The 24068-nt window shown below is 68.9% G+C and carries 24 protein-coding genes, 1 tRNA gene and 1 pseudogene; 5 read left to right on the top strand and 21 right to left on the bottom strand.

What is annotated here, in order from left to right:
* Window positions 1-8 precede the first annotated feature (8 nt).
* The 11 genes from ACXMDY_RS01765 to glgX all read right to left on the bottom strand — a co-directional run bounded on the left by ACXMDY_RS01765 (window position 9) and on the right by glgX (window position 8343).
* Complete coding sequence (locus tag ACXMDY_RS01765; RefSeq protein ID WP_259703006.1) at window positions 9-668, bottom strand: Na(+)/H(+) antiporter subunit B; 660 nt, start codon at window positions 666-668, stop codon at window positions 9-11.
* Window positions 665-1192: a hydrogenase subunit MbhD domain-containing protein gene (locus tag ACXMDY_RS01760; RefSeq protein ID WP_259703007.1), complete on the bottom strand. Its 528-nt coding sequence runs from the start codon at window positions 1190-1192 to the stop codon at window positions 665-667. Before ACXMDY_RS01760 ends, ACXMDY_RS01765 begins: the two co-directional genes overlap by 4 nt.
* Entirely contained in the window at window positions 1189-1503 is a 315-nt protein-coding gene (locus tag ACXMDY_RS01755) for a monovalent cation/H(+) antiporter subunit G (RefSeq protein WP_259703008.1), read from the bottom strand. Before ACXMDY_RS01755 ends, ACXMDY_RS01760 begins: the two co-directional genes overlap by 4 nt.
* Window positions 1503-1751 carry a hypothetical protein gene (locus ACXMDY_RS01750; protein ID WP_259703009.1) on the bottom strand — a complete coding sequence of 83 codons (249 nt, stop codon included), beginning with the start codon at window positions 1749-1751 and terminating at the stop codon, window positions 1503-1505. Before ACXMDY_RS01750 ends, ACXMDY_RS01755 begins: the two co-directional genes overlap by 1 nt.
* Window positions 1748-2167, bottom strand: coding sequence for a Na+/H+ antiporter subunit E (locus tag ACXMDY_RS01745; protein WP_259703010.1), 420 nt, complete (start codon window positions 2165-2167; stop codon window positions 1748-1750). The genes ACXMDY_RS01750 and ACXMDY_RS01745 overlap by 4 nt, the downstream gene beginning before the upstream one ends.
* Window positions 2164-3702 (bottom strand): proton-conducting transporter transmembrane domain-containing protein, encoded by a 1539-nt coding sequence (locus ACXMDY_RS01740; protein ID WP_259703011.1) that lies wholly within the window; start codon window positions 3700-3702, stop codon window positions 2164-2166. The genes ACXMDY_RS01745 and ACXMDY_RS01740 overlap by 4 nt, the downstream gene beginning before the upstream one ends.
* Window positions 3699-4070 carry a cation:proton antiporter subunit C gene (locus ACXMDY_RS01735; RefSeq protein ID WP_259703035.1) on the bottom strand — a complete coding sequence of 124 codons (372 nt, stop codon included), beginning with the start codon at window positions 4068-4070 and terminating at the stop codon, window positions 3699-3701. The genes ACXMDY_RS01740 and ACXMDY_RS01735 overlap by 4 nt, the downstream gene beginning before the upstream one ends.
* Window positions 4071-4136: 66 nt before the next feature.
* Complete coding sequence (locus ACXMDY_RS01730) at window positions 4137-4841, bottom strand: phytochelatin synthase family protein (protein ID WP_259703012.1); 705 nt, start codon at window positions 4839-4841, stop codon at window positions 4137-4139.
* Between the two features lie 55 nt (window positions 4842-4896).
* Window positions 4897-5214, bottom strand: coding sequence for a chaperone modulator CbpM (locus ACXMDY_RS01725; RefSeq protein ID WP_259703013.1), 318 nt, complete (start codon window positions 5212-5214; stop codon window positions 4897-4899).
* Window positions 5204-6169 (bottom strand): DnaJ C-terminal domain-containing protein, encoded by a 966-nt coding sequence (locus ACXMDY_RS01720; protein ID WP_259703014.1) that lies wholly within the window; start codon window positions 6167-6169, stop codon window positions 5204-5206. Before ACXMDY_RS01720 ends, ACXMDY_RS01725 begins: the two co-directional genes overlap by 11 nt.
* Window positions 6166-8343 carry a glycogen debranching protein GlgX gene (glgX, locus tag ACXMDY_RS01715; protein ID WP_259703015.1) on the bottom strand — a complete coding sequence of 726 codons (2178 nt, stop codon included), beginning with the start codon at window positions 8341-8343 and terminating at the stop codon, window positions 6166-6168. The genes ACXMDY_RS01720 and glgX overlap by 4 nt, the downstream gene beginning before the upstream one ends.
* A 125-nt stretch (window positions 8344-8468) precedes the next feature.
* Between glgX and ACXMDY_RS01710 the strand changes: the two genes are divergently transcribed.
* Window positions 8469-10385: a transketolase C-terminal domain-containing protein gene (locus ACXMDY_RS01710; RefSeq protein ID WP_259703016.1), complete on the top strand. Its 1917-nt coding sequence runs from the start codon at window positions 8469-8471 to the stop codon at window positions 10383-10385.
* Here ACXMDY_RS01710 and ACXMDY_RS01705 read toward each other — a convergent pair.
* From ACXMDY_RS01705 to folD, 4 genes are read right to left on the bottom strand one after another with little or no spacing between them, the layout of a single operon-like run.
* On the bottom strand, window positions 10366-11880 hold the full coding sequence (locus ACXMDY_RS01705) for an ATP-dependent helicase (RefSeq protein WP_259703017.1): 1515 nt from the start codon (window positions 11878-11880) through the stop codon (window positions 10366-10368). The two genes, ACXMDY_RS01710 and ACXMDY_RS01705, sit on opposite strands and share 20 nt — an antisense overlap.
* Window positions 11877-12422 carry a divergent PAP2 family protein gene (locus tag ACXMDY_RS01700; RefSeq protein ID WP_259703018.1) on the bottom strand — a complete coding sequence of 182 codons (546 nt, stop codon included), beginning with the start codon at window positions 12420-12422 and terminating at the stop codon, window positions 11877-11879. The genes ACXMDY_RS01705 and ACXMDY_RS01700 overlap by 4 nt, the downstream gene beginning before the upstream one ends.
* Window positions 12419-13321 (bottom strand): geranylgeranyl diphosphate synthase CrtE, encoded by a 903-nt coding sequence (crtE, locus tag ACXMDY_RS01695; RefSeq protein ID WP_259703019.1) that lies wholly within the window; start codon window positions 13319-13321, stop codon window positions 12419-12421. The genes ACXMDY_RS01700 and crtE overlap by 4 nt, the downstream gene beginning before the upstream one ends.
* A 52-nt stretch (window positions 13322-13373) precedes the next feature.
* Window positions 13374-14270: a bifunctional methylenetetrahydrofolate dehydrogenase/methenyltetrahydrofolate cyclohydrolase FolD gene (gene folD / locus ACXMDY_RS01690; protein ID WP_259703020.1), complete on the bottom strand. Its 897-nt coding sequence runs from the start codon at window positions 14268-14270 to the stop codon at window positions 13374-13376.
* 89 nt (window positions 14271-14359) lie between these two features.
* Here folD and ACXMDY_RS01685 point away from each other — a divergent pair, with 89 nt between their 5' ends.
* The 3 genes from ACXMDY_RS01685 (at window position 14360) to ACXMDY_RS01675 (ending at window position 18254) form a co-directional block, all read left to right on the top strand.
* Entirely contained in the window at window positions 14360-16444 is a 2085-nt protein-coding gene (locus ACXMDY_RS01685; protein WP_259703021.1) for an HDIG domain-containing metalloprotein, read from the top strand.
* Between the two features lie 57 nt (window positions 16445-16501).
* Window positions 16502-17686: a CbiX/SirB N-terminal domain-containing protein gene (locus tag ACXMDY_RS01680; protein WP_259703022.1), complete on the top strand. Its 1185-nt coding sequence runs from the start codon at window positions 16502-16504 to the stop codon at window positions 17684-17686.
* Window positions 17687-18014: 328 nt separating this feature from the next.
* Window positions 18015-18254 (top strand): DUF2811 domain-containing protein, encoded by a 240-nt coding sequence (locus ACXMDY_RS01675; RefSeq protein WP_259703023.1) that lies wholly within the window; start codon window positions 18015-18017, stop codon window positions 18252-18254.
* 144 nt (window positions 18255-18398) lie between these two features.
* Here ACXMDY_RS01675 and ACXMDY_RS01670 read toward each other — a convergent pair whose 3' ends face one another.
* A complete protein-coding gene (locus ACXMDY_RS01670) occupies window positions 18399-20075 on the bottom strand; it encodes a GMC oxidoreductase (protein WP_457767276.1) in 1677 nt (558 codons plus the stop codon).
* A gap of 186 nt (window positions 20076-20261) precedes the next feature.
* Window positions 20262-20338 (bottom strand) — tRNA-Met (locus tag ACXMDY_RS01665).
* Window positions 20339-20447: 109 nt separating this feature from the next.
* Here ACXMDY_RS01665 and ACXMDY_RS01660 point away from each other — a divergent pair.
* A complete protein-coding gene (locus ACXMDY_RS01660) occupies window positions 20448-21482 on the top strand; it encodes a DUF475 domain-containing protein (RefSeq protein ID WP_259703024.1) in 1035 nt (344 codons plus the stop codon).
* Window positions 21483-21514: 32 nt separating this feature from the next.
* Here the strand turns inward: ACXMDY_RS01660 and ACXMDY_RS01655 are convergent, their stop codons facing one another.
* From ACXMDY_RS01655 to ACXMDY_RS01640, 4 genes and pseudogenes are all read right to left on the bottom strand, one after another.
* Window positions 21515-22486: an asparaginase gene (locus ACXMDY_RS01655; RefSeq protein WP_259703025.1), complete on the bottom strand. Its 972-nt coding sequence runs from the start codon at window positions 22484-22486 to the stop codon at window positions 21515-21517.
* A gap of 13 nt (window positions 22487-22499) precedes the next feature.
* Window positions 22500-23003, bottom strand: a complete 504-nt coding sequence (locus ACXMDY_RS01650) for a CGLD27 family protein (RefSeq protein ID WP_259703026.1) — start codon at window positions 23001-23003, stop codon at window positions 22500-22502.
* Window positions 23004-23034: 31 nt separating this feature from the next.
* Window positions 23035-23391: pseudogene (rsfS, locus tag ACXMDY_RS01645) on the bottom strand (ribosome silencing factor); the annotation flags it as partial.
* A complete protein-coding gene (locus ACXMDY_RS01640; RefSeq protein ID WP_259703027.1) occupies window positions 23384-24019 on the bottom strand; it encodes a DUF3318 domain-containing protein in 636 nt (211 codons plus the stop codon). The gene ACXMDY_RS01640 and the pseudogene rsfS, both read right to left, overlap by 8 nt.
* Window positions 24020-24068: the final 49 nt, after the last annotated feature.

Here is a 24068-nt window from a genome sequence, read left to right as displayed (position 1 = left end):
AGCCAGCCCTACAGCAACCCCCGGTGGCGCACGAACAGCTGCACCATCGCCCAGGAGCCGAGCGTCACCTTGATTGCCACCAGCACATTCAGCAGCGGGATCCAGCTGCCGCCCGCCAGGCTGCCGAACTCCCCGGGCGGTGGCGGCAGGCCGCCCAGGGTGAGCGCAGCCAGGAGCACGAAGGCGATCACCGCCCCCTTCTCCCAGAGGTCGGCGCGGTAGCGGCGGTAGACGCGATCGGAGAGCTCCGCCGAGCCGCTGATCAGGGCCAGGCCGATCGCGGTGCCGCCGGCCACCCCTGCCGCGAAGCCGCCACCGGGGGAAAGATGGCCGCGCAGGGCCAGCTCCACGCCGATCAGGGCAGCGATCGTGCCGCTCAGCTGGCAGAGCACCACCGAGGGGGCATCGTCGAGGGCACGCACGTTGGGCTTGGTGGGTTCACCGGCCAGCAGGAACCGCACCCCGATCGAGGCCAGGGTGAACACCACCACCTCGGTGACCGTGTCGTAGAGGCGGGTGTAGAGGATCACCCCCGACACCAGATTCGGCACGTTCGTCTGCTCGACGAGGGTGTTGATCAGCGGCAGCAGATCCGCCGTAGGCGGCAGGGCCGAGGCCAGGGGGGAGAGGCAGAGGGCCGTGGCGGCCACCAGGTAGAGCCAGGTCATGGGGCGGCATTCTCGAGGTCGAGCGCGCCGCCGTTCTCGCGCCAGGAGCGGTAGCCCTCCAGGGCCTGCAGGCGCTTCAGCAGCCGTGGATTCACCACCAGCAGCTGCTGATCCGTGTCCAGGCGGCCATGGCAACCGTTGGCGGCACCGAGGGCCGCCTCTGCGGGCGGCACCAGCCGCAGCCGCAGGCCCGCCGGCTCCAGCCAGGTGCGCAGCAGCTGCTGGCTCTGCGCCGACGGCGGCGCACCTTCTGGAAACGACAGCCGCAGCGCCATCGACGACCGCAACGCCACGGCGTAGAGCGTGGTGGAGAGCAGGGTGCCCACCAGGGCTTCGGTGATCGCCACATCCGGCGCCCCCAGCAGGGCGTAGAGCAAGGTGGCCACCGAGCCGAGAATGCCGCGCAGCACCAGGGTCTGGTAAGGGTTGCTCTGGCTCACCAGCAGCACGGCGGTGAGCGGCAGCAGGGCGGTGATCGGCAGAAGCAGATCCAGCTGACCGGCCAGGTCGAACGGGGCGTTCATGGGGTGTGCTCCTGCCCGGTGCGGCGGCTGGGGTGGGCTGGCAGCGAGCAGGCCGCCAGCACATAGCCGAAAATCGTGTTCCACACGATCAGGCCCACCAGCGCCAGGGTGAGCAGCGGCCACTGCCCGGGAATGCGCAGCAGCAGGCCGAGCAGCATCAGCGAGGAGCCCAGCGTGTCGGCCACCGAGAGGGCATGCAGCTTGCGCAGGTAGCTGTGCTTGCCCAGCAGCGGCCAGGTGCCCCAGAACCAGAGAATCAGGCCCGCACCCAGCAGCAGCAGGCTGGCGTGATCGGAGAAGGAGCCACCCATCACCGCTCCACCTCCCGCAGCAGGTTGGCGAGCAGCAGCAGGCCGGCATTGCCGGCGCTGAGCACGATCGCCCCCACCAGCCCCAGCATCCGGTCGTCGCGCAGCACCGACACCACCAGGATGATCAGTGCCACCTTCGACGACACGCTGGAGAAGGCCGCCAGCCGGTCCCACACGTCCGACGGTCGGCAGGCCACGGCGATCGGGATCACCAGCGCCAGCACCATGCCCCACAGCACCACGGTCATGGTTCGGAAGCCTCCGGTGCTGCCGCGGGGAGCAGGGAGTGGATGCGGTAGCGGCGTCCACCGTCCTCCAGGCCGAGCACGATCGTGAACGGGGTCAGCGTGATGCGGAACACATCGAGGAACACCAGCAGCGGCAGGGCCCGATCGGTGGCCGGCTCGCTGGTTTCAAGCTCCACCACCCCGGGGGCGACGATCAGCCGCAGGGCTTCGAGGTAGGCCTGCGGGATCGCCAGCAGAGCGCGCCCGGCGGCCTTCAGCAGCAGGCGCACCGGCAGGGGCCGCGAGCGGGCGCGCGGCAGCAGCAAGGCCACCACCAGGCCGATCAGCAGGTTGAGCCGGCTCAGATCGCTGGTGAGCAGGCACCACAGCGCCAGCCGGAAGGCGGTGCTCAGCAGCAGGGGCAGCAGACGTCTCATCGGTTCAGGATCACGAGCAGGCCCGCCCCCACCACACCGATGCCGCCGAGCAGGTCGGAGAAGCCCTCCAGTTCGGGCAGCCACAGCCGTTCGCGCCACCGCTCGCCTTCCAGCAGGTGGTGAAGCCCCCAGCCACCGAGCAACACCAGGGCACTCTTGGCAGCGGCGCTGGCCGGCGAAGCGATCCACGGCAGGGCCGCGGCGCCGATCAGCAGCAGTGCCAGCAGCAGCAGCAGCACGCCAGGCGACCAAGCAGGTTCTGGGCTGGCCTCCCCCCTGGCGCCGGCACTGGGACAATCCACCGACGCCGGCCTTCGCAGCAGCGGCGCCCCCCAGAAGCGCGCATAGGCCGCCGCCGTGCCCATGCTCAGCAGCGTCACCGCCACCTCCAGGGGCTGGGAAAGCCCTCCGGAAAGGCCCGCCTTGGCCGCAAAGCCCGCCAGGGGGGGCAGGCCCACGATCGAGAGCGCACCGATGCCCAGCGGCCACCAGACGCCGGCGGGCAGGGGCCGCTCGCGCCAGCCCTGCAGGGCGCGACTGGGGAAGCGGCGCGCCACCAGGAAGAGAGCCGCCTTGGCGGTGCCGTGGCTGAGCGCGTAGAAGCCGCCGGCCAGCGGCGAGAGCGCCACCAGCCCCATCTGCGACAACGTGCTCCAGGCCAGCAGGCGCTTGGCATCGGCATCAGCCAGGGCGAACACCACACCGAGCAGGGCGCTGGCCAGGCCGAGGCCGGTGATCACCGGGCCCAGGGCCGGCACCCCGCCGCTCAGGCGCAGCAGCGGAGCGATGCCGGCGCTGACCACCACGCCCGAGAGCAGCGCCGATACCTCCGCCGGCGCCTCCGCATGGGTGACGGGCAGCCACAGGCCCGAGAGGAACAGGCCCGATTTCATCAGCAACCCCACCAGGATCAGCGCCAGAGCGGCCACGCTGGTGGTGCTCGCCACCGCCTCAAAGCGGAAGCTGCCGCGCTCGAGATACACCAGGGCCGCGCCGATCAGAAACAGCGTCATCACCGTGTTGCCGATCAGCAGATAACGCAGGGCCACCCACAGCGAGCGGTCGGAGCGGCTGATCAGGATCAGCAGGAAGGCGCTGATTCCCACCACCTCCAGCGTTACGTAAAGGCTGATCAGATCGATCACCACGAAGGCGGTGGAGAGGCCGCCGTGCAGCACCATCAGCAGCAGCAAAAACGGCCCCGGCAGCGGACGGCGCCAGCTGTCGAGCACCACCGCGCTGCAGACCAGGGCGTTGAGCAGCAGGAACGGCACCGCGAAGGCATCGGTGTTCAGCGCCACCCCGTAGGCGCCGAGCAATTCCACGGTGGCGGGCAGGCCGCCGAGCTGAATCGCCACGGCGATCGCGGCGGTGGCCAGGCAGCAGAGCAGCGACAGCCAACGGGCCAGCGGTGGCAGCACGGCGGCCAGAAAAGCGGCCAGGAACGGCAGCAACAACCAGCCGATCACGATGGCCTTGGCGGACAGCGCCGGCATCAAGCTGAGCATCAGGCCCGGCATCAGGGTGTGCGTCACCGCTTCCCACCGGTGTCGAAGCTGGCCAGATCCAGGCTGGGATCAATGCGTGAGAGGCGGGTGATCACCACCAGCAGCAGCGCCTGGATCGAGAGGCCGATCACGATCGCCGTGAGGATCACAGCCTGGGGGATGGGGTCGGCCCAGGCGCCCTGGCCCGCCGAGGCCGGATCGCCAGCCGCCGCAGACAGGATCGGGCTGCGCAGGCCGGAGCGCGCCCCTACCAGCACGAACAGGGCCACCACGGCGGAGCCCGTCACGTCCATGCACATCACCTTGAAGAAGAGGTTGCGGTGCAGCAGCAGGCCCGCAAAACCCGCCAGCACAGCCCCGAGGATCAGCAGTTCGAGCAGCCGGAAGGGGTCCATGAAGGAAAACACGGCCCGGGGAGGCGGACCGACAGGGCGCTGATGGTAGCGATGACCACCGGAAAATCAGTTCCGCCGCACCACCACCACGCCGCGACTGCGCCCGGACGTGCTGTCGGGAGTGCGGATCGCCTGCCAGAGATCGGCCAGGGGCACCCACACCGACGGGTAGCGGTAGCGGGCCACATCCAGGATCAGCACCCGATCCGTGGCAGCGTGATACGCGGCCAGCGGCGAGATGTGGCCGCCGCCCGCCTGGCCAAGCGACGGGCGTAAATAGTTCACCAGCAGGCGATCACCGGGCTCGGCGAGGTTGCTGCGCACGAGCAGCCGGAACTGGGCCAGGCTGAGCCGATCGCCGTGGATGGCCCGGGCCTGCACCCCATGGCTGGCCAGCAGCGCCCGCAGCTCCTGCAGGGTCATCCCCTGGCGGGCCACGAGCTCGGGGCTGATCACCGCCCGGGTGGCGGCGAGCTCGAACACGTTCTCCTGGGTCCAGAAGCGGTAGCTGCCATAGCCCGCCACCGCCGGGGCCGGCACCGCCAGGCTGTTGAGCACCATCACCATGCTGGCCACACCGCAGTAGGCGAGGTTGGCCTGGGTGAGGAACTGCTCGGCCAGCGGTCCGTAGTCGGCTCGATCAACGCTCTGCAGCAGCAGGGTCTGGCCCTGGGGCTCCGGCAGGGCAATGGTGCTCCCCAGCTGGGCCAGGGCGGCGGGGCCCAGGGGCAGCAGGACCAGCAGCCCGCCCAGCAGCAGGCGGGTGGGCATCCTTCCGGTTTGGCTTCGTCCCATGGATTACGACCTGTGGATTACGACCTGTGGATTACGACCTGTGGAGCGGCAGCTGGCACTCCAGCTCCCGCAGCCGCCCTTCCAGGGCCTCGATCCGCTCCAGATAGGTGAGGGCCAGGGCCATGCCGGGCACGTTGAGGCCGAAGTCGTCGCGGAGGCGGGCGGCACGGCAAGCCAGCCTGACGGTGCGGGCGTGAAAGCACCAGCCCCCCGCACCGCCACTGAGCTGGAAGACACCGAACTGGATCAGTTCGCTCACCTCCTCATGGACCAGACCAGATGCCGCCAGCAACTCCTCAAGCGCCACCGGGTTCTCGTCATCGGCGGGAATCAGCGGATCATCTGCCATCGGTTGCTGCCGTTTCAAGGGATTGACGGGGGTTGAACGCGGACACCTCGGCGAGCTCGCGGTAGAGCTCCCGCTCGCGCTCGCCGATCTGATCGGGCATCACGATCTGAATCACACCGTAGAGATCGCCGGCCCCCTGCTTGCGCCTCGGCAGGCCCTTGCCCGCCAGCCGCAGCTTCTGGCCGTTGCGCAGGCCCGGCCGCACCGTCAGCCGCGCCGTGCCATCGAGGGTGGGCAGATCGATCTCGGTGCCGAGGGCCGCCTCCCAGGGGGCGATCGGCAGCTCCAGGTAGAGATCGTGGCCGACGGGCCGGAAACGGGGATGGGGCTTGAGCCGGATCTCCAGAAAAAGATCGCCGGCTGGGCCACCCCCATGGCCCCCGCCGCCTCGGCCCGGTACCCGCAGGCGTTCGCCATCGACCACCCCGGGCGGCACCCGGATCGTGCCGGACCGGGGCTGCCTCGCCACGCCGCCATCGGCAAGCCGGCTGGGAACGCTGAGCGTGAACGCCACCTCGCTTCCCCGGGCGGCCTGCTCCAGCGTCAGCTCCGTGGCCACCTCGATGTCCTGGCCGCGGATCGGGAAGCCATCCGCCTGACGGCCGAAGCCGCCGGGGGCTGTGAATCCCATCTGCTCGAACAGATCGGCCAGATCCACCTCCTGCTGGCCAGCCTGCTGGCTGCCACCGCGCCGGAAGCGGCTCTCCCACTCCTGGGGTGGCCTGAACTCCTCGCCGCTGGGGTGGCGTCCCAGCTCGTCGTAGGCCTGGCGCTTCTCCGGATCGGAGAGGGTCTGGTAGGCCTCGCTGATCTCCTTGAAGCGCTCCTCGGCGCCGGGTTCCCTGGCCACATCCGGGTGGGTGCGGCGGGCCAGGCGGCGGTAGGCCTTCTTGATCTCCTCCCCGCTGGCATCACGCTCCACCTCCAGGCAGGCGTAGTAATCCTTGAACTTCATGGATTCAGCAAGCAAAAGAGCCCATTGGGGCCGGAGCGGCCATCGAACTCAGCGAGCGGATCCTCGTCGAGAATCACGAACAGCACCACCACCGAGCGGGCCGCCACCCGGTAATGGCTGGTGGGCACCGGCGACGCCAGGCTCCAGTCGTCGATGTCCTGCGGGCTCGGCAGGCTGGTGTCGATCCAGCGCCGCCAGCAGCTGCTGCCGCCATCGGCGGCCGGCAGGGCGAAATCGAGTGCCTCCCAGTAGGCATTGGCGATCACATGGAGCCGATAGCGGTTGTCATAACTGGTGATCCTCACCGCGATCGACCGTGAGCATTCGCCCCAGTCGGGCTGGCCCACCATCACCCCATGCCATTCGATCCGCCGGCCCAGCAGCAGATCATTGAGGCTCACCTGCCGCTGGTTAACAACGATGTCGCGCCGCATCCGCTGGGCGATCAGTTCCTTCACGAAGCGGAGGATGTCCGGGTGACGATCGAGCAGGGTCCAGTCGAACCAGCTGATCGCGTTGTCCTGGCCGTAGGGGTTGTTGTTTCCCTGCTGGGTTCGGCACACCTCATCCCCCATCGTGAGCATGGGGGTGCCGACCGCCAGCAGCAGCAGGGTCAGGGCGTTGCGGATCTGCCGCTGGCGCAGGGCCAGCACCTCGGGGTCAGCGCTCGGCCCCTCGCTGCCGCAGTTCCAGCTGGCGTTGTCGTCGGCTCCATCGCGGTTGTCCTCGCCATTGGCTTCGTTGTGCTTGCCGTTGTAGGCCACCAGATCAGCCAGGGTGAAGCCGTCGTGGCAGGTGATGAAATTGACGCTCTGCTCCGCTTCCCGATCCTCCTTGCCGTAGAGGTCCGGGCTGCCCAGCAGCCGCAGCGCCGCTTTGCGCACCTGGCCCGCATCGCCCTTGAGGAAACGGCGCATGTCATCGCGGAAACGACCGTTCCATTCCTGCCAGCTGTCGCCGATGAAGCTGCCCACCTGATACAGGCCGGCCGCATCCCAGGCCTCGGCGATCAGCTTCGTGCCCGCCAGGTGCGGATCGGTCTCGATGTCCCAGAGCACGGGGGGAAGCGGCATCGGCCGACCCTCCTCGTCGCGGGTCAGCACCGAGGCGAGATCGAAGCGGAACCCATCCACATGCATGTGCCGCACCCAGTAGCGCAGGCTGTGGCGGATCAGCCGCCGCACCACCGGGTTGTTGGCGTTGAAGCTGTTGCCGGTGCCGCTGTAGTCGGCATAGCGGCTTCGATCGTCGGGATCGAGGAGGTAATAGGCCTCATTGGCCAGGCCTCGGAAGCAGAAACTGGGGCCGCTGCCATCCCCTTCAGCGGTGTGGTTGTAGACCACGTCGAGGATCACCTCGATGCCGGCTCGATGCAGGGCCTTCACCATGTCGCGGAACTCATCGAGCGGCCCGAGCGGATCGCTGCGGGAGCTGTAGCCGTGGTGGGGAGCGAACAGCGAGATCGGTGAATACCCCCAGTAGTTCGTGTGGCCCTCAGGGGCATCGAGCCGATCGAACTGGAACACCGGCAGCAGCTCCACCGCCGTGATGCCCAGCTCCTGCAGATAGGGGATCTTCTCGATCAGGCCGGCGTAGGTGCCGGCTCGCTCCGCTGCCACCCCGGAGCTGGGGTGCCTGGTGAAGCCCCGCACATGCAGTTCGTACACCACCGTCTCGCGGCGCGGGCGGCGCAGGGGGGCATCGCCTTCCCAGTCGTAGAGGGAGGGATCGGCGACCACGCTCTTCATCGCCGTGGCCAGACCGGAGCCGCTGGAACGGCCCGCCTGGCGTTCATAGCCCGGTGGGGTGACCACCGCGTGGCCGTAGGGGTCGAGCAGCAGGTTGCGGCCATCGAAGCGCAGACCCTGCTCGGGCTGCCAGGGGCCATGCACCCGATAGCCGTAGATCTGGCCGTGACCCAGACCATCCAGCAGGCAATGCCAGTAGTGGTAAGTGCGCTGCCGCACGGGGTCAAGCTCCACGACCCGGCAGGGATCGGCGGCATCGACGCGATCGAAGAGCAGCAGCTCGACCCGGGTGGCGTGTTTCGAATAAAGGCAGAAATTCACCCCAGTGGCCGTCACCGAGGCCCCGAGCCGGCCGCTGCTGCCGTTGCCGACCGCGTTGCCGACCGGGTTGCTGGTCGCGAGGTTGCTGGTCGAGGGCACGCCCATGGCTTCAGCCGACCGGCGAGACTTGCCGCAGCATCCTCCCCCCGGCAGGTGACCTCCAACACCGGCAGCGGCTGAGGTTGGGATCAAAGTGCACCCAAGGGCCCCTTGAGGCCAGAACTCCACCCATGACCGCCACCCTTTCCACCGCGTTCCCGATCGATCTGGCCGCCTACCAGCCGCTTGCCCTCGATCCGGATCAGCCCAGCCTGAGCGCCAGCCAGCGCGAGGCGCTGAAGGCCAACATCCAGCTCTGCCGCGACGCGATCATCTTCTTCACGGCCACTGGTGCGGCCCGGGGCGTGGGCGGGCACAGCGGCGGGCCGTTCGACACGGTGCCGGAGGTGATGATCCTCGATGCCTTCTTCCGCGGCAAGCCGGACCGGTTCCTGCCGGTGTTCTTCGATGAGGCCGGCCACCGGGTGGCCACCCAGTATCTGATCAGCGTGCTGCGGGGCGAGCTGCCGGCCGAGGCGCTGCTGCAGTACCGCGCCGCCCACTCCAGGCTGCCGGGCCATCCGGAGCTGGGTTTCACCCCTGGCGTGCAGTTCAGCTCGGGCCGGCTCGGCCACCTCTGGCCGTTCGTGAACGGCGTCGCCCTGGCCCACCCCGGCAAAACCCTGTTCTGCCTCGGCTCCGACGGCGCCCAGCAGGAGGGCGACGACGCCGAGGCGGCCCGCTTCGCGGTGGCCCACGGGCTGAACGTGAAGCTGGTGATCGATGACAACGACGTGACGATCGCCGGGCATCCCTCCCAGTACCAGCCCGGCTACGACCTGGAGCGCACCCTCGCTGGCCATGGCCTCGCCACTCTCACCGGCGACGGTGAGGACCTCGACGATCTGTATGGCCGCCTCTGCCGCGCCGTGGGCACGAACGGCCCCGTTGCGGTGATCAACAAGCGGCCGATGGCGGTGGGGATCGAGGGACTGGAGGGCACAACCCACGGCCACGACGTGATCCCGGTGGACCTGGCGATCGCTTACCTGGAGCAGCGCGGCCAGGACGGTGCCGCCACCTATCTCAAGGGCATCGTCAAACCCGCCAATCCCGCCACCTTCCTCGGTTCAGGCCAGCGGCTGGAGGCCAACCGCAACGTGTTCGGCGATGCGGTGGTGGAGATCCTGGGCGCCATGACGCCTGAAAGCCGTAAAGACAGCGTGCTGGTGGTGGACAGCGACCTGGAGGGCTCCTGCGGTCTGACCCAGATCCGCAAGGCCCATCCGGAGATCTTCGTGAGCGGCGGCATCATGGAGCGGGCCAATTTCTCGGCAGCCGCCGGATTCGGCATGGAGGCCGGCCGCCAGGGGATCTTCGCCACCTTCAGCGCCTTCCTGGAGATGATCATCTCCGAGGTCACCATGGCGCGGCTGAATGGGGCCAATGTGCTCAGTCACTTCTCCCATGCCGGCATCGACGACATGGCCGACAACACCTGCCATTTCGGTCTCAACAACTGCTTTGCAGACAACGGACTGGAGGAGAACGACAGCACCCGCCTCTATTTCCCGGCTGATGCGGCCCAGATGAAGGCCTGCGTGAAGGCCGTGTTCGCTGATCCCGGCCTGCGCTTCATCTTCTCGACCCGCTCGAAGGTGCCCAATCTGCTTGATGCCGCCGGCAACGAACTGCACGGCGAGGGCTACAGCTTTGAGAGCGGCAAAGATGAGCTGGTGCGGGAGGGCAGCGCCGGCTATGTGGTGAGCTTCGGTGAGTGCCTCTACCGCGCCCTCGATGCGGTGGAGCGGCTGCGGGCTGAAGGGCTCGACGTGGGTCTGATCAACAAGCCCACCCTCAATGTGGTGGATGAAGCCATGATCGCCAGGGCGGGCTCCTCCCCCTTCGTGCTGGTGGTGGAATCCTTCAACCGCCGCACCGGCCTCGGCAGCCGCTACGGCACCTGGCTGCTGGAGCGGGGCTTCACCCCCCGCTACGGCCACCTGGGCACCCACAAGGAGGGCTGCGGCGGCCTCTGGGAGCAGTTTCCCCACCAGGGGCTCGATCCCGACGGGATCATCAGCCACGTCAAGGGACTGCTGGGCTGATCCCGCCATCGGTTCCAGCGTCCGGTCCGGCAGCTGTTCCAGCGTCAGCTTCCCCTGCCAGTTCCCCCTGCCAGAGGCGCCGCTCGGCTTCGCTGCCCCCTCCCGCCACCATCCACACCGCCGTGCGGGCGCGGCTGACCGCCACGTAAACCAGCTGGCGGCGCAGCAGCAGATCGGCGGGCCAGAACACATCGGCATCGATGAACACCTCACCGAACGTGCTGCCCTGGCTGCGGTGCACGGTGAGCACCGCAGCCGGGCCGAGCGAGGCGAAGGCATCACGCACCAGGAAGTAGCGGCGCCAGAGGGAGCGACCGTTCTGCTTGCCGGCCGCGAGGGCCTGGCCGCGCAGCCGGGCCAGCACCTCCTCCAGCTGACGGCGTCCCGCCGATCCCGCTGGTGGCAGCAGCCTCAGGGCCAGCTGGGCATCACCGCTCTCCACCTCCACCAGCTGGGTGTCGATCACGGCGCCATCGCTGACGCCGAAGTCGGCCAGGTCACAGCGCTCCGGTGTCACATCCCGCACCACCAGCTCCCGGTTGGAGGCCAGCACCAGGTCGGGTTCCTCGCCGCACTCCTCCCCCCTCGGGCAGGCCGGCGCCATCACCGCCATCCGGGTGAGCAGCACCTCACCCGGCAGCACCGGCAGCTGATCGGCCAGCTCGCCATGGATGGCGCGGCGGGCCAGCGGCACCAGCTGCTCCAGGGAACGGTTGGTGTAGCAGAGGATGCGGGCCTGGTCGGGGTTGTCGCACTCGGCGGCCCGGCGCAGGGCCGCCTGGGCAGCCTTCAACCAGTCGGCGCGGCCCGTGAGCACCACCTCCCCCTCCGGTTCGCGGACCGGCGCCAGCAGGGGCGGCAGGCGACAGGGCAGGCGCTGCTCCCGCAGACCGGTGGCCAGGCGCAGCACCGGGCCCTGGTGGCGCACCACCTCGGTGAGACAACAGCAGCAGGCCCGCTGCAGGTCGAACACGGGGCTGGAGGGGGCCCCGACCGGAGGCAGCTGGGCCGGATCTCCCACGAACACCAGGCGGGTGCCATAGGGATGGGCGCCCTGCAGGGCGATCTGCAGCAGAGCGGCATCCACCATCGAGGCCTCATCGATCAGCACCAGGCCGAGATGCTCCAGGGCCAGCGCCGTCTGGCCGGTTTCTTCACACACCTCCCGCCCCCCTTCGCGGCGCAGCTTGAGACGCAGCAGCCGGTGCAGGGTGGATGGATGCCAGGTGGGCCGCAGGCCGGCCAGGTTGAGGGAGTGGCGCAGCACCCCGACGGCCTTGTGGGTGGGAGCAACCACCGTCCAGCAGAGGCCATCGGCCTCCACCCTGGCCAGAAAGGCCATCGAGAGGAAGGTTTTTCCCGTGCCGGCATAGCCGCTCAGCACGAAGGGGACACCCCGCTGGGCCGGGTCACCCAGCCAGGCGGCGAAGGCCTCCACCGCTTGCTGCTGGCCGGCGGTGAAGCAGACCGCGGCTCCAAAGCCCGGCCCGCTCACCCTGCCGGCAGCCAGCCCAGGCCCTGGGCGATCTGCAGGGGGGAGCCCGCCAGGGCGAGGCCGCTGAGGGCGACCGCCGGACCGATCAGGCTGCCCACCAGCACTTCCAGGCGGGTGTGGCCCAGGCTCTCCTTGAGGGGCTGCGGCTGGGGCTCCGGCTGGGGCTCCGGCTGGGGCTGGGTGGCGGCTGCCGCTCCACTCGCTTCCCGCCAGAGCTGGGGCGGCAGGCTGTTCAGCCGGCGTGCCTGCAGGCCGGCGGCCTGGCGGACGCCGCTGGCGTCGTACATGACCACGAAGGCGATCGTGCCGGCGAAGGCGAACAGCGGATCATCGAAGCCCATGACCCAGCCGATCCCGGCCGCCGCGCCCGTCACCAGGGCGGAATGGCTCGATGGCATCCCGCCGGTTTCCACCAGCACCGCCGGCCGCCAGCGGCGGTGCCGGACCAGCTCCACCAGCAACTTGCCGAACTGGGCCACGCCGCAGGCGGCCAGAGCCCAGGCCAGCACGCCATTGGCGAGCAACTGATGCAAGGCGTTCATCGGTCGCGGCTGGTGATGTAGTCGGCCAGGGCAAGCAGGGGCTGGGCCTGGGCCTGCCAGGGCTGCAGCACCGCCTTGGCCTCGCTCACCAGGGCATCGGCGCGGCGGCGGGATTCCGCCAGGCCCAGCAGCTTGGGATAGGTGGTCTTGTCGGCGGCCAGATCCTTGCCGGCGGTCTTGCCGAGCACTTCACTGCTGGCGGTGAGATCAAGGATGTCGTCGATGATCTGGAAGGCCAGGCCGATGCCGCGAGCGTAGGTGCGCAAGGCACCCAGCAGATCGTCGGGGGCGCCGGCGATCAGGGCACCGCTGAGCACACAGGCCCGCAGCAAGGCGCCGGTCTTGTGGAGGTGGATGTATTCGAGGGTATCGAGGTCGACCTGCTTGGCCTCGCATTCCAGGTCCACCACCTGGCCACCCACCAGCCCGGGAGCGCCGGCGGCCAGGGAAAGCTCCCCCACCACCTGGATCAGCCGCTCTGCCGCCACACCCGGGCTGCGCAACGCCACCATCTCGAAGGCACGCGTCAGCAGGGCGTCGCCGGCAAGGATGGCATTGGCTTCGCCGAACACCTTGTGGTTGGTGGGGCGACCGCGGCGCAGATCGTCGTTGTCCATGGCCGGCAGGTCGTCATGGATCAGCGACATGGTGTGGACCATCTCCAGGGCCACTGCCGTCGGCATCGCCAGGGAGGAATCGCCCCCGGCCAGCTCGCAGGCCGCCAGGCAGAGGATCGGCCGCAGCCGCTTGCCGCCGGCCAGCAGGGAGTAGCGCATCGCCTCCCGCAGCGATTCCGGCCGCTCGGCAGCCAGCGAGCCATCAAGGGCCACTTCCACCCGCCGGCGGGCCGCCTCGAGGTAGGCGGCGAAATCAAAGGTCGTGCTCACCGTCACGGCCATGGGAACCAGCGCGCTGGGCGGGATTCTCTCAGGCCGATGGGCTCCGGTGGGCTCAGGGCAGCAGATCCGCCAACGGATTGTCAAGTGGAGCGCCCGCCGGGGTGGTGTGGGCGCACCAGGCCACCACGGTGTTCACCAGCAGCATGGTCACCGTCATCGGCCCGACACCACCGGGTACCGGCGTGATCGCCGCCGCGATCGGCTCCACGTCCTCGTAGCGCACATCTCCGCAGAGACCCCCCTCGGGGCGGCGGTGGATGCCCACATCCACCACCACGGCGCCAGGGGCCACGTGCTCGGCACCGATCAGGCGCGGACGACCCGCCGCCACCACCAGCAGCTCCGCCGTGCGGGTGAGGGCGGCCAGGTCACGGCTGCGGGAGTGGGCCACTGTCACGGTGGCGTTGGCCGCCTGGAGCATCAGCGCCATCGGCTTGCCCACCAGGATGCTGCGCCCCACCACCACGGCCCGGCGGCCCTCCAGGGGAATCCCGGCCCGACGCAGCAGGGCCATCACCCCGGCCGGGGTGCAGCTGCGCGGGCCGGGCTCCCCCTTGAGCAGTCGGCCGAGGTTGAGGCTGTGGAGGCCGTCGGCGTCCTTGTCCGGGTCGATCGCCGCCAGCAACGGCCCCTCGTCAAGGCCGGCCGGCAAGGGGAGCTGCAGCAGGATTCCATCCACATCGGGGTCGGCGTTGAGCCGCTCGATCGCAGCGAGCAGCTGCTCCGGCGTGGTGTCCGCCGGCAGGTGATCACCCTGGTTGGTGATCCCCACCCGCCGGCAGGCCTTTTCCTTGTTGGCCACGTACACCCCGCTGGCCGGGTCATCGCCCACCCGCAACACCGCCAGCCCCGGGGGGCGGCCCGCCCGGACCAGCCTGCCGCTGATCACCGCCGCGAGCCGCTCTTCCACTTCCGCCGCCAGGCGGCGACCATCAAGGGACAGGGCCATCGTTTCGGCGTCCACAGAGCTGCCCCCCAGCATGGAACCAGTCGGCGCCGGCGGCCTCGCTAGCGTTTTGAGGCTCAGATGCGAAAACGGTGCTGCGCTTCGCCCGCGCCAAACAACTCTGGAGGCAATGGCTGCGCCGCGAATCGCCGCGCCAGGCCCTCTACTGCTGGCGACGGCGTGACTGGCTGGCCGTGCTGCTGGCCTGCTGTCTGGTGGCCCTGCTCTCCAGCTGGCCCTGGCTGGTGGAGCCGATCCTGCGGCCCGGCATTCCCGCCCCGTTCAGCGCCCAGGCCCCCAGCTCCGCCACCGTCCTCGACAGCGAGGCCCTTGAGCAACGTCGCTCCCAGCTGGGCACCCGCACCACCGTTCAGGTGGTGGACCCCCAGGCCAATCTGGAGCTGAGGCAGCGGCTGGAGCGCCAGCTCCAGGAACTGGAGCTGGTGGCGGCCACCGCCCAGGACCGGGTCGCACCGCTCAATCTTTCGGCGGCCGAGCAGGCCTGGCTGATCGGCCAGACCAACGACCAGCGCGCCGCCTGGAACCAGAAACTCCGGCAGGCCCAGCAGCGGATGCTCAGCCAGGGGGTGGTGGGGAGTGTGGCGAGACACCAGCTTGAGAAAGCCGCCAGGCTGCAGCTGGCCGGACTACCGGAACCGGGGCTTCGTCTCGGCAGCCGCCTGCTGGCGGTGAATCTGCAGGGCCGCACCAATCTGCGCAACGATGCCGGCCTCAGCCAGCGGTTGATCGAAGAGCTGCTCAACCAGCAGGGCATTCCCCGCATCCGGGTGAACCAAGGCGACCTGATCACCCGGCAGGGGGAACCGATCAGTCCCCAGGCCTACGACGTTCTCGATTACTTCGGCATGGTCGACAGGCGACCCCTGCTGAGGGCCTGGCTGGCCCATTTCCTCGAAGCCCTGGCCGCCGCCCTCCTGGTGGTGCTGATCACCCGCCGTCGCCGCACCAACCTCGAACCGCGCCAGGCCCTGATGGTGTTGGGCATGCTGCTGGTGGTGCAGGGGTTCAAGCTCTGGCTGGGCAACACCGCCAGCCCGCTCGCCCTGCTGGTTCCCGCCACCCTGTTGCTGGCCCAGGGGTTGGGCACCAACGCCGGCCTGGCCTGGCTGGCGGCGGCCAGCCTGCTCTGGCCGGAGCCCCTCGACGACTACAGCGAGGTGCGGCTGATCGTGGCAGCGGTGGTGGCGGTGGTGGCGGCGGTGCTGGCCGGACGGCAACGCAGCCGGGCCCAGCTTGTGCAGCTCGCGATCCTGCTGCCCAGTGGTGCCCTGGTGCTGCAGTGGCTCACCGTCCAGGCGGTGGCCCTGATGCATGGCCGCACCCGCCTGCCGCCGAGCGGCGGGGAGCTGGTGGCGGAAGCGGTGCTGATGGGCGGTCTGCTGATGGCCGGCCTGCTGCTCAGCCCGCTGGTGGAGAGCTTCTTCGGTCTGATCACCCAGGCTCGCCTGCTCGAACTGGCCGATCTGCAACGCCCCCTGTTGCGGCGGCTTTCGCTGGAAGCCCCCGGCACGTTCGAGCACACCCTGATGATCTGCGGTCTGGCCGAGGAGGGGGCCCGGGCGATCCACGCCGATGTGGACCTGATCCGCACCGGCTCCCTCTATCACGATGTCGGCAAGCTGCACGCACCGGAGTGGTTCATCGAGAACCAGTCGGAAGGAGCCAATCCCCACGATCTGCTCGATGATCCCTTCGGCAGCGCCGCCGTCCTGCAGGCCCACGTGGATGAGGGGATCAAGCTGGCCCGGCAGCACCGCCTGCCCCGCCCTCTGGCCGATTTCATCCCCGAACATCAGGGCACCCTGCGGATGGGGTACTTCTTCCACCAGGCCCGGGAGCGCGATCCCGCCACGCCGGAAGAGCGCTTCCGCTATCGGGGGCCGAGGCCGCAACGACGGGAAACCGCCATCCTGATGCTGGCCGATGGCTGCGAGGCCGCCCTGCGCTCGCTGCCTCCAGGCACCACCGAGGCCGAGGCCAGTGCGATGGTGCGGCGCCTGATCGACGCCCGGCGCCTGGATGGCCAGTTGATCGACAGCGGGCTCAGCCGCGGCGAACTCGAGCTGGTGATCCGGGCCTTCGTGCGGGTCTGGAAACGGATGCGGCACCGGCGAATCCCCTATCCGATTCCAGCCCGCAAGGCCTACAGCGCCTGAGCGGAACAGGCTCAGCCCCGACACAGAGCGATAGGGTCCCCCCAGACAGGTTTGCCCATGGTGTTTTCCCCACCTCTCGCTTCAGCTGGGTCAGACACCGATCCACGCCTTGGTGTGATGATCTGCGGCCACGGCAGTCGCAACCGCCAGGCGGTGAGCGAATTCGCCCAGCTCGCTGAGGGACTGCGCCTGCGCCTGCCGGAGCTGCCGGTGGAGTACGGCTACCTGGAGTTCGCCCGCCCCATCCTCCGCGACGGCCTTGAACGCTTGCGGCAGCAAGGGGTGAACCAGGTGCTGGCCGTGCCGGGAATGCTGTTCGCCGCCGGCCACGCCAAGAACGACATCCCCTCGGTGCTCAACACCTACGCCGCCGAAACCGGCCTGCGGATCGACTACGGCCGCGAACTGGGCATCGACCTCAAGATGATCCAGGCCGCCGCCGCCCGGATCCGCGAAGCCCTGGCGCGCACCGCGGCGAAGGAGGCCAACCTGCATGACGCCGTGCTGGTGGTGGTGGGCCGGGGTTCCTCCGATCCCGATGCCAACTCCAATGTCTCGAAGGTGACGCGGATGCTGGTGGAGGGGATGGGCTTCGGCTGGGGGGAAACGCTCTATTCCGGCGTCACCTTCCCCCTGGTGGAGCCGGGCCTGCGCCATGTCGTCAGACTCGGCTTCCGGCGGGTGGTGGTGTTCCCCTATTTCCTGTTCTCCGGCGTGCTGGTGAGCCGCATCCGGCAGCACACCGAGCGGGTGGCGGCCGATCACCCCGCCCTGGAGTTCATCGAAGCCTCCTACCTGGGCGATCACCCCCTGGTGATCGACACCTTCCGGGAGCGGGTGGCGGAGGTGGTGCGGGGCGACACCCAGATGAACTGCTCACTCTGCAAGTACCGGGCCCAGGTGCTCGGCTTCGAGACCGAAGTGGGAGCGCCCCAGCAGAGCCACCACCACCATGTCGAGGGGTTGATCGAGGGCTGCACCCTCTGCGAGCGGGAGTGCACCGGTGCCTGCCAGCCCGATGGCATCCCGATCCCCCTGGGACACCAGGCCCACGACCACAGCCACGACCACAGCCAGAGCCATGACCACGGCCCGGCTCACAGCCATGGCCCCGGCCACTCCCACTCCCACTCCCACGCTCCCTATCCCCAGGCCGACCATCCGCTGGGTCCCCGCACCCTCACAACCGGCGGCGCAGCCGTCTCGCCTGCCGCCGAGTCCCAAGAGACAAGCGACAGATAAGCCCTGCTGATCGCCGCTTGATTTCCCCAGGCAACCGGGTTTTTCCACAGCGAAAGGGGGGTTTTTCCACAGCTCAGACCGCTTGATCCCGCGTCAAAGCGCGTTTCCTGGGGATTGTGCTGGATTCTCCAGCCGGAACTTGACAAGCAGAAGCCAGGCCTTTGGCAGCCGGCTCCGATCCACCGGCTCCGGCCAGAACGGTTCCGGAGCCTGGCTGTCTCAAGGCGGGGCCGGGTGGGTTTGGCTGAGATGCCCCGCTTTGACGGCGACCCCTGGTGTGTGGCTTCCTTGGGGCTCCACAACGCAGAGCTGGCTCTTGAGCAACGGTTTGGATCAAGGTCCCGGACGGGAGGGGGTCGAGCTGGCGGAGCTGGTGAGCCTGGAGGCGGAAATTCCCGAGGTGCTCTTCAACGGCATGCGCGATTTCATCCAGTGCCATCCCCACTGGGACCAATACCGGCTGGTGAGCTCGGCCCTGGCGAGCTTCCTGTTCCAGAACGGCTGCACCGACCGCAATGTGACTCAGCACTATCTGAACGGCCTGTTCCTGCGCCGTGACCAGGGCTGAGCAGACGCCGGCCCAAAAAAAAGCGGAGACGCAACGCCTCCGCTTTGGTTTCTCCCTTGCCCGACCCTGTGAAAGGTCGCCAGCAGATTGTGCGGCGGGCCTGCCTGGCCGGTTGTGGTCATTGACACCAGAAGTTCTCCCCCGTCAGGAGCCGCTCACAAGGTCCGCCGCCGCCCGCTCACACGCCCTCCAGGTGATCGCCATCTCGGTGAGGGTCGGGCTCTGCCAGCCGGAGCTGGGCCAGCAGGCCCCATCGGTGACCAGCAGGTTGGGGGCCTGCCAGCAGCGGTTCCAGCGGTCGAGCACCCCTTGCTCCGGCGCCGCCGCCATGCGGGCACCACCCAGCTCGTGGATGTAATAGCCGGGGGGAGGCGCCCCATCGGAGAGGGCCACGGCCCGGCGCAGCAGGGGTTCAGCCAGCGGAACCAGAAACAGGTCTTCGAGGGGCGCGATCCGCCCACCGGCCGCCGCCACCACCGCCGCCATCCGCGCCTGCATGTGCTCCACCAGGCGGGTCTCGTTCTCTCCCCAGCGGCAGTCGATGTGGGGGGTGGGCAGACCCCAGGCATCCACGGCCCCGCTGTTGAGCGTGAGCCGGTTGTGGGCCTCGGGGAGCACCTCACCGTGGCCGATCAGAAAGCCGACCGCCTCCTGGCGACGGCGCGTGAGCAGGTTGGGGGGGTCGAAGCGCTGCACCCCCGCCCAGATCCCGTAACCCCGCTGAAAAGGCAGGCCATCCCCATCCCCAGGTTGAGCGTGTTGGGGATGAAGGCGCTGCCGGCGGCGGAGAGTTCGGCGGGCGGGCTGGGGGGCGGGCTGGTCCGGGATCGCGAAGAAGCGACAGCTGGAAATGTGATCCATCAGGTAGCGGCCCAGGCAGCCGGAGGGATCCTCGAGCCCGCCGGTCTGATGCTCGGCGCTGGAGTGCAGCAGGATCCGCACCGATTCCAGACTGGAGGCGCAGAGCACCACCAGACCCGCCGCCGCCCGCCGCCGCTGGCCGCTGAGCCGCTCCACGAAGATCACGGCCCGGGCCCGGTCCTGGCCGCTTCCGGCGCCGCCGGCCAGCTCCACATGGCTGACCACGGCGTTGGCGCGCACGGTCACCCGACCGGTGGCCAGGGCGCGGCCCAGGGCGCCGGCCTGGGAGCTGGAGCGCGGCCAGGGCTGATCGGCGCTGCGGCGGCCGAGGGCGAAGCCCCGCGAATGGATCAGCGGCAGGTCGAGCTCCGCCGCGATCGAGCGGCGCAGATGCCGCTCCGCCGGGGTGAAGGGATAGGGATCCAGATAGTCCCCGTCCGGCAGCTGGGCCAGACCATCCCGCTGGCCATGCACGCCGAGCAACCGCTCCAGCCGTCCGTAATAGGGGGCGAGATCGGCAGTGCCGATCGGCCAGCTGGGTCCGAGGCCGTCGCGCTCGCCCGCCTGGAACTCGAAATCGGAGAGGCGCAGGGTGATGCCACCCCAGGTGAGGCTCTTGCCGCCCACCTGGCGACCCCGGCTCCAGAGGAAGGGTCTACCGGGCGGGGTGGTGTAGGGATTCTGGCCTTCATCGACGAACAGATCGGGATTCGCCTTCCAGTAGCCGGGGTGCTGGGCCTGGAGCCGTTGCGCTCCGCTGCTGAGCCGGCTGAGCCGGCGCAGCATGTTGAGCGGTTCGCTGCCGATCGCCCGCGCCGCTGCCAGATCAGGGCCGGCCTCCAGCACCAGCACGCTCAGCCCCGCATCGGCCAGCACCATGGCGGCCACCCCACCGGTGGCACCGGAGCCGACCACGATCGCGTCGAAGCCGGAGAGATCATCCTGCTGGCTGGCCGTCATCTCCGGGCGATCCAGGTCCACCGATTCGATCCACCCATCCAAGCAACCAGTGCGGGCACCCTGAACCAGTCATCCAAGGACCAGCCATCCCATGACCAGCCATCCAACGACCAGCCATCCAAGGACCGGGCACCCCATCCAGGCAAAAAGCCCGGAAACCGTTTGGTCTCCGGGCTTTCTGTCATTTGGTGGCGGGGAGGAGATTTGAACTCCTGACCTTCGGGTTATGAGCCCGACGAGCTACCAGACTGCTCTACCCCGCGTCGCGGATTACCAGGCCTGAGGACCTGGGGACTGGGGTGACACCGCTTGGCTTCACCTCCGTGATCCTATAAGCCAGGGGTACCTTCCGGCAATGGCCTCCCTCCGTCCATGCGCCGTTACCTCTCCTACATCCAGTGGCCGCTGCTCTGCTGCCTGGCCGGTCTGAGCGCCATCCTGTTCAGCCGGGGCTGGCAGGCGGCCTGGATCACCCTGGTGCTGGTGGTGCTGGAGATCAGCCTCTCCTTCGACAACGCCGTGGTGAACTCCCGGGTGCTGGAGCGGCTCACACCCGGCCAGCAGCGCTTCTTCCTGACCTGGGGTCTGGTGATCCCGGTGTTCGGTGTGCGCTTCCTCGGCCCCCTGGCGCTGGTGGCCCTGGCCGGGGGGGTGGGCCTGGCCGAGGCCTGGGATGCTGCCCTGCACCATCCGGAGCACTACAAGGAGCTGCTGGAGCTTGCTGAGCCACGCATCCTGGCGTTCGGCGGCATGTTCCTGCTGATGGTCTTTCTGCGCTACTTCTTCAATGAGGCCAAGACCCTGCACTGGTGGCAGCGGATCGAGTCGAGGCTCAGCGCGGCGGGACGGATCGAATCCCTGGAGGCGGCCCTGGCGGTGCTGGTGCTGCTGGCGGTGGCGCTGGTGCTGCCGGTGCCCCAGCGCGCCGATGTGCTGATCAGTGGTCTGATCGGCCTGGTGCTGCAGATCATCAGCACCTCCCTGGCCCAGGCCTTCGGCGGCGAGGAGGAGGCGATGGGGCGGGTCGTCGCCTCGGGCGGGCTGGCCAGCCTGGTGTACCTGGAACTGCTCGATGCCTCCTTCAGCCTCGATGGCACGATCGGGGCCTTCGCGATCACCAATCAGCTGCCCCTGATCCTGGCCGGCCTGGGCCTCGGCGCCCTGTTCGTGCGCGGTCTCACGGTGATGCTCAGCCGCGAGCGGGCCCTCGACCAGCTGATCTACCTGGAGCATGGAGCCCATTACGCCATCGGCGCCCTGGGGCTGCTGATGCTGCTCGGCGTGGTGCTCACCCGCTGGGGGCAGCATGTGCCCGAATGGCTCAGCGGCCTGATCGGGGTGGTGCTGCTGGCCGTCTCGCTGTGGGATTCGCTCCGCCACAGCCGCCGGCAAGATCTGTCGAGCTGAGATCTGTCGAGCCGAAATCAGTCGAGCCGAAATCAGTCGAAGCGCAGTTCCCCCTTCACAGCCAGGGCCAGGCCAGGGCCAGGCACCAGGAACTGCTGGCCCAGTTCATCGAGGGTGAGCGGAGTGAGCCAGTCGAGCTGCTTGAGCAGGTGCAGGGCGACGGCCTGCTTGGCCCGGCTGGCGCCGTCCTCCACCTTGATCGCCAGACCAAGCCCTTCGCCCATCCGCGCCAGGCACTGGATGCCTTCAGCACCCCCCTTGCTGACCACCAACCCGTGGCTGTGGCGCATCAGCTCGGTATCGAAGCGGCCCTCGCCGGCCACCAGGTCGGGATGGGCCAGCATCGCCCGACTCAGCCGCTCCAGCTCCGGCTGCTCCGAGGCGCCCAGGTGGGCGAAGAGCAGGGCCATCTGGGCGAGCTGCATCTGCAGGGTCGGGGCGCCACAGTCGTCGCGGGCGGTGACCAGCTCGGCGCCGGGCAGACCCAGCAGGGCGCCGACACCCTTGAGCAGCTGCTGCTGCAGGGGATGATCGGTCTGCAGGTAGGAATCCAGTGCCCAGTTCATCCGCCGGCAGGTGGCGAGGAAGGCGGCGTGCTTGCCGGAACAGTTGTGCTCCAGCGGGCTGGCCCCCGGCCGGGGGGGCGGGCACTGCAGCAGATCGGCTTCGAGATCGGCACTCCAGAGGATCTTGAAGGCTTCGCGGGCCTGGCCAGGGGTGCCGGCGTGGGAGGAGCAGGCAATCGCCAGACCACGGTCGCCACTGCCGGTCTGGTCGGCGGCGCCACTGCTCACGAACATCTGGGCCTGGAACGGCTTGAGCGCCGAGCGCACGAAGCTGAGCATCTGCGGGTCGCCGGCCCGCATCAGCACCCGCCCCCGCTGGTCACAGACCACCGCATGCACCCGGTGGACCGACTCGGTGATGCCATTGCGCAGCAACTGCACCTGCAGGGGGGGCACCCCCGGGCGCTGGGGAGGGCTGAAACTCGAAGACAGGGTCATCGGCGGGCCGTTTTCAAAGAGCCTGGCAGAGCCCAGTCCCGAGCAGGATCAGACCGGTGGCAACCGCCAGGACCAGCTCAAGCCTGGCCAGCACAGGGCGCACCTCATGGAGGGCCACCAGCAGGTCCTGCTGGCGCCAGGCCAGCGGCTTCTCCCACACCTGGCCGTCATACCAGCCCGATTCCTCGTACTCCACCCGCTCCGAGCGCAGACGCCGGTGGACATAGTTCCAGCCCAGCCACTGGCGCAGCAGCAGAAACACCGCCGGCAGCACGGCAGAAACCGCAGCGGCGACCAGCAGGCGGGGGATGTTGTGGCGGAGCGGCCAGCTGCCGCTGGCGATCAGCAGGCAGAGGGGGAAACTGATCAGCCAGCAGATGGCCAAAGGGCGGATCAGGCCCGCAGGCGCCACCGACGGCCAGGTGAAGAACCAGGAGGCACGGAGCTGGCGGTATTCCTCAAGGGGCCGCTGGTTCGTCGGCACCGGACAGGGTGATGACGGGCAGACCTGATCCATGGGCGCGCGCGGCAAGGGTCTCGGCGGTCTGAGCAGGCACCGAGCCTACGAAGGGAACCCTCTCCCCGTGCCCCCAGAACGCTTCGAGGTCGTAGTACTGGCGGTCCCGGGCGGTGAGCACATGGACGATCAGCTCGCCGTAGTCGAGCAGCACCCAGTGGCCTTCCCGCTGGCCCTCCTTGCCCCGCGGCAGCCTGGCGGCCTCGAGTTCGAGCCGGTCTTCGACCGAGCGGGCGATCGCCCGCACCTGCACATCGGAGAGACCGGAGCAGATCACGAACCAGTCGGCCAGCGAGGAGACCGCATCCACCCGGATCATCTGAATGTCCACCGCCTTGCGGTCGTCGCAGGCCTCGGCGGCAAGGCGGGCGAGCTGATCGCTATCCATAGACGTTTTCACTGGTGACGGACTGACGGCTGCCCTGCTGCTGGGCCATTTCGGCCCTGGCTTTCTCGGCACTCTTGCGCAGGGCCTCAAGCCGGTCTTCGTAGAAGGCGCGCTTTTTTTTCTTGCGGGTCTGCTCCACCAGCTCCTTGAGGGCCCCGCCCAGGCTCTTGTAAGCGTTGGGGAGGGTGTAGCCGAAGCGGGTGGCCAGGGAGATGGCCCGTTCATCGGCCGCGATCGCGTCCTGCAGACGCTTCTCGGAATTGTTCTTGAGGTAGAGCCGGTAGCCGGCGAAGCCGGAGAGCCCCATGGCCATCAGCAGCAGCAGGCCGTCCTGCACCCAGAGCTCACCGATCGCACCGCCCAGACCGATCGCCAGGGCGGCCATCTCCCAGCCGTCGCGGGGAACGGCATCGTTCTGCACCCGGCCCACTTCATGCCAGAAGAGCAGGTTGCGGTGATCGATGGCCAGGCCATCCCAGGTTTCCAGATCCACCTGGATCTCCACCTCATCGCGGCCGATCTCCTCGATCGTGATCAGGGCAGGGTCGGCGGAGGCGGCGGCTTCCACGAACACCCAGCTCTGCATCTCCGGAGGGAGGAGACCCTTCAGGCGCTGGAGTTCGCTCATGAAACCGATCAAACGTCTTGTCGATCTTCCATGTTAGCGAGGTCGGCCA

Source organism: Cyanobium sp. ULC082, assembly GCF_977927535.1.
The sequence above is the reverse complement of the archived record's forward strand: the minus strand, read 5'-3'. Positions and strand labels throughout refer to the sequence as shown.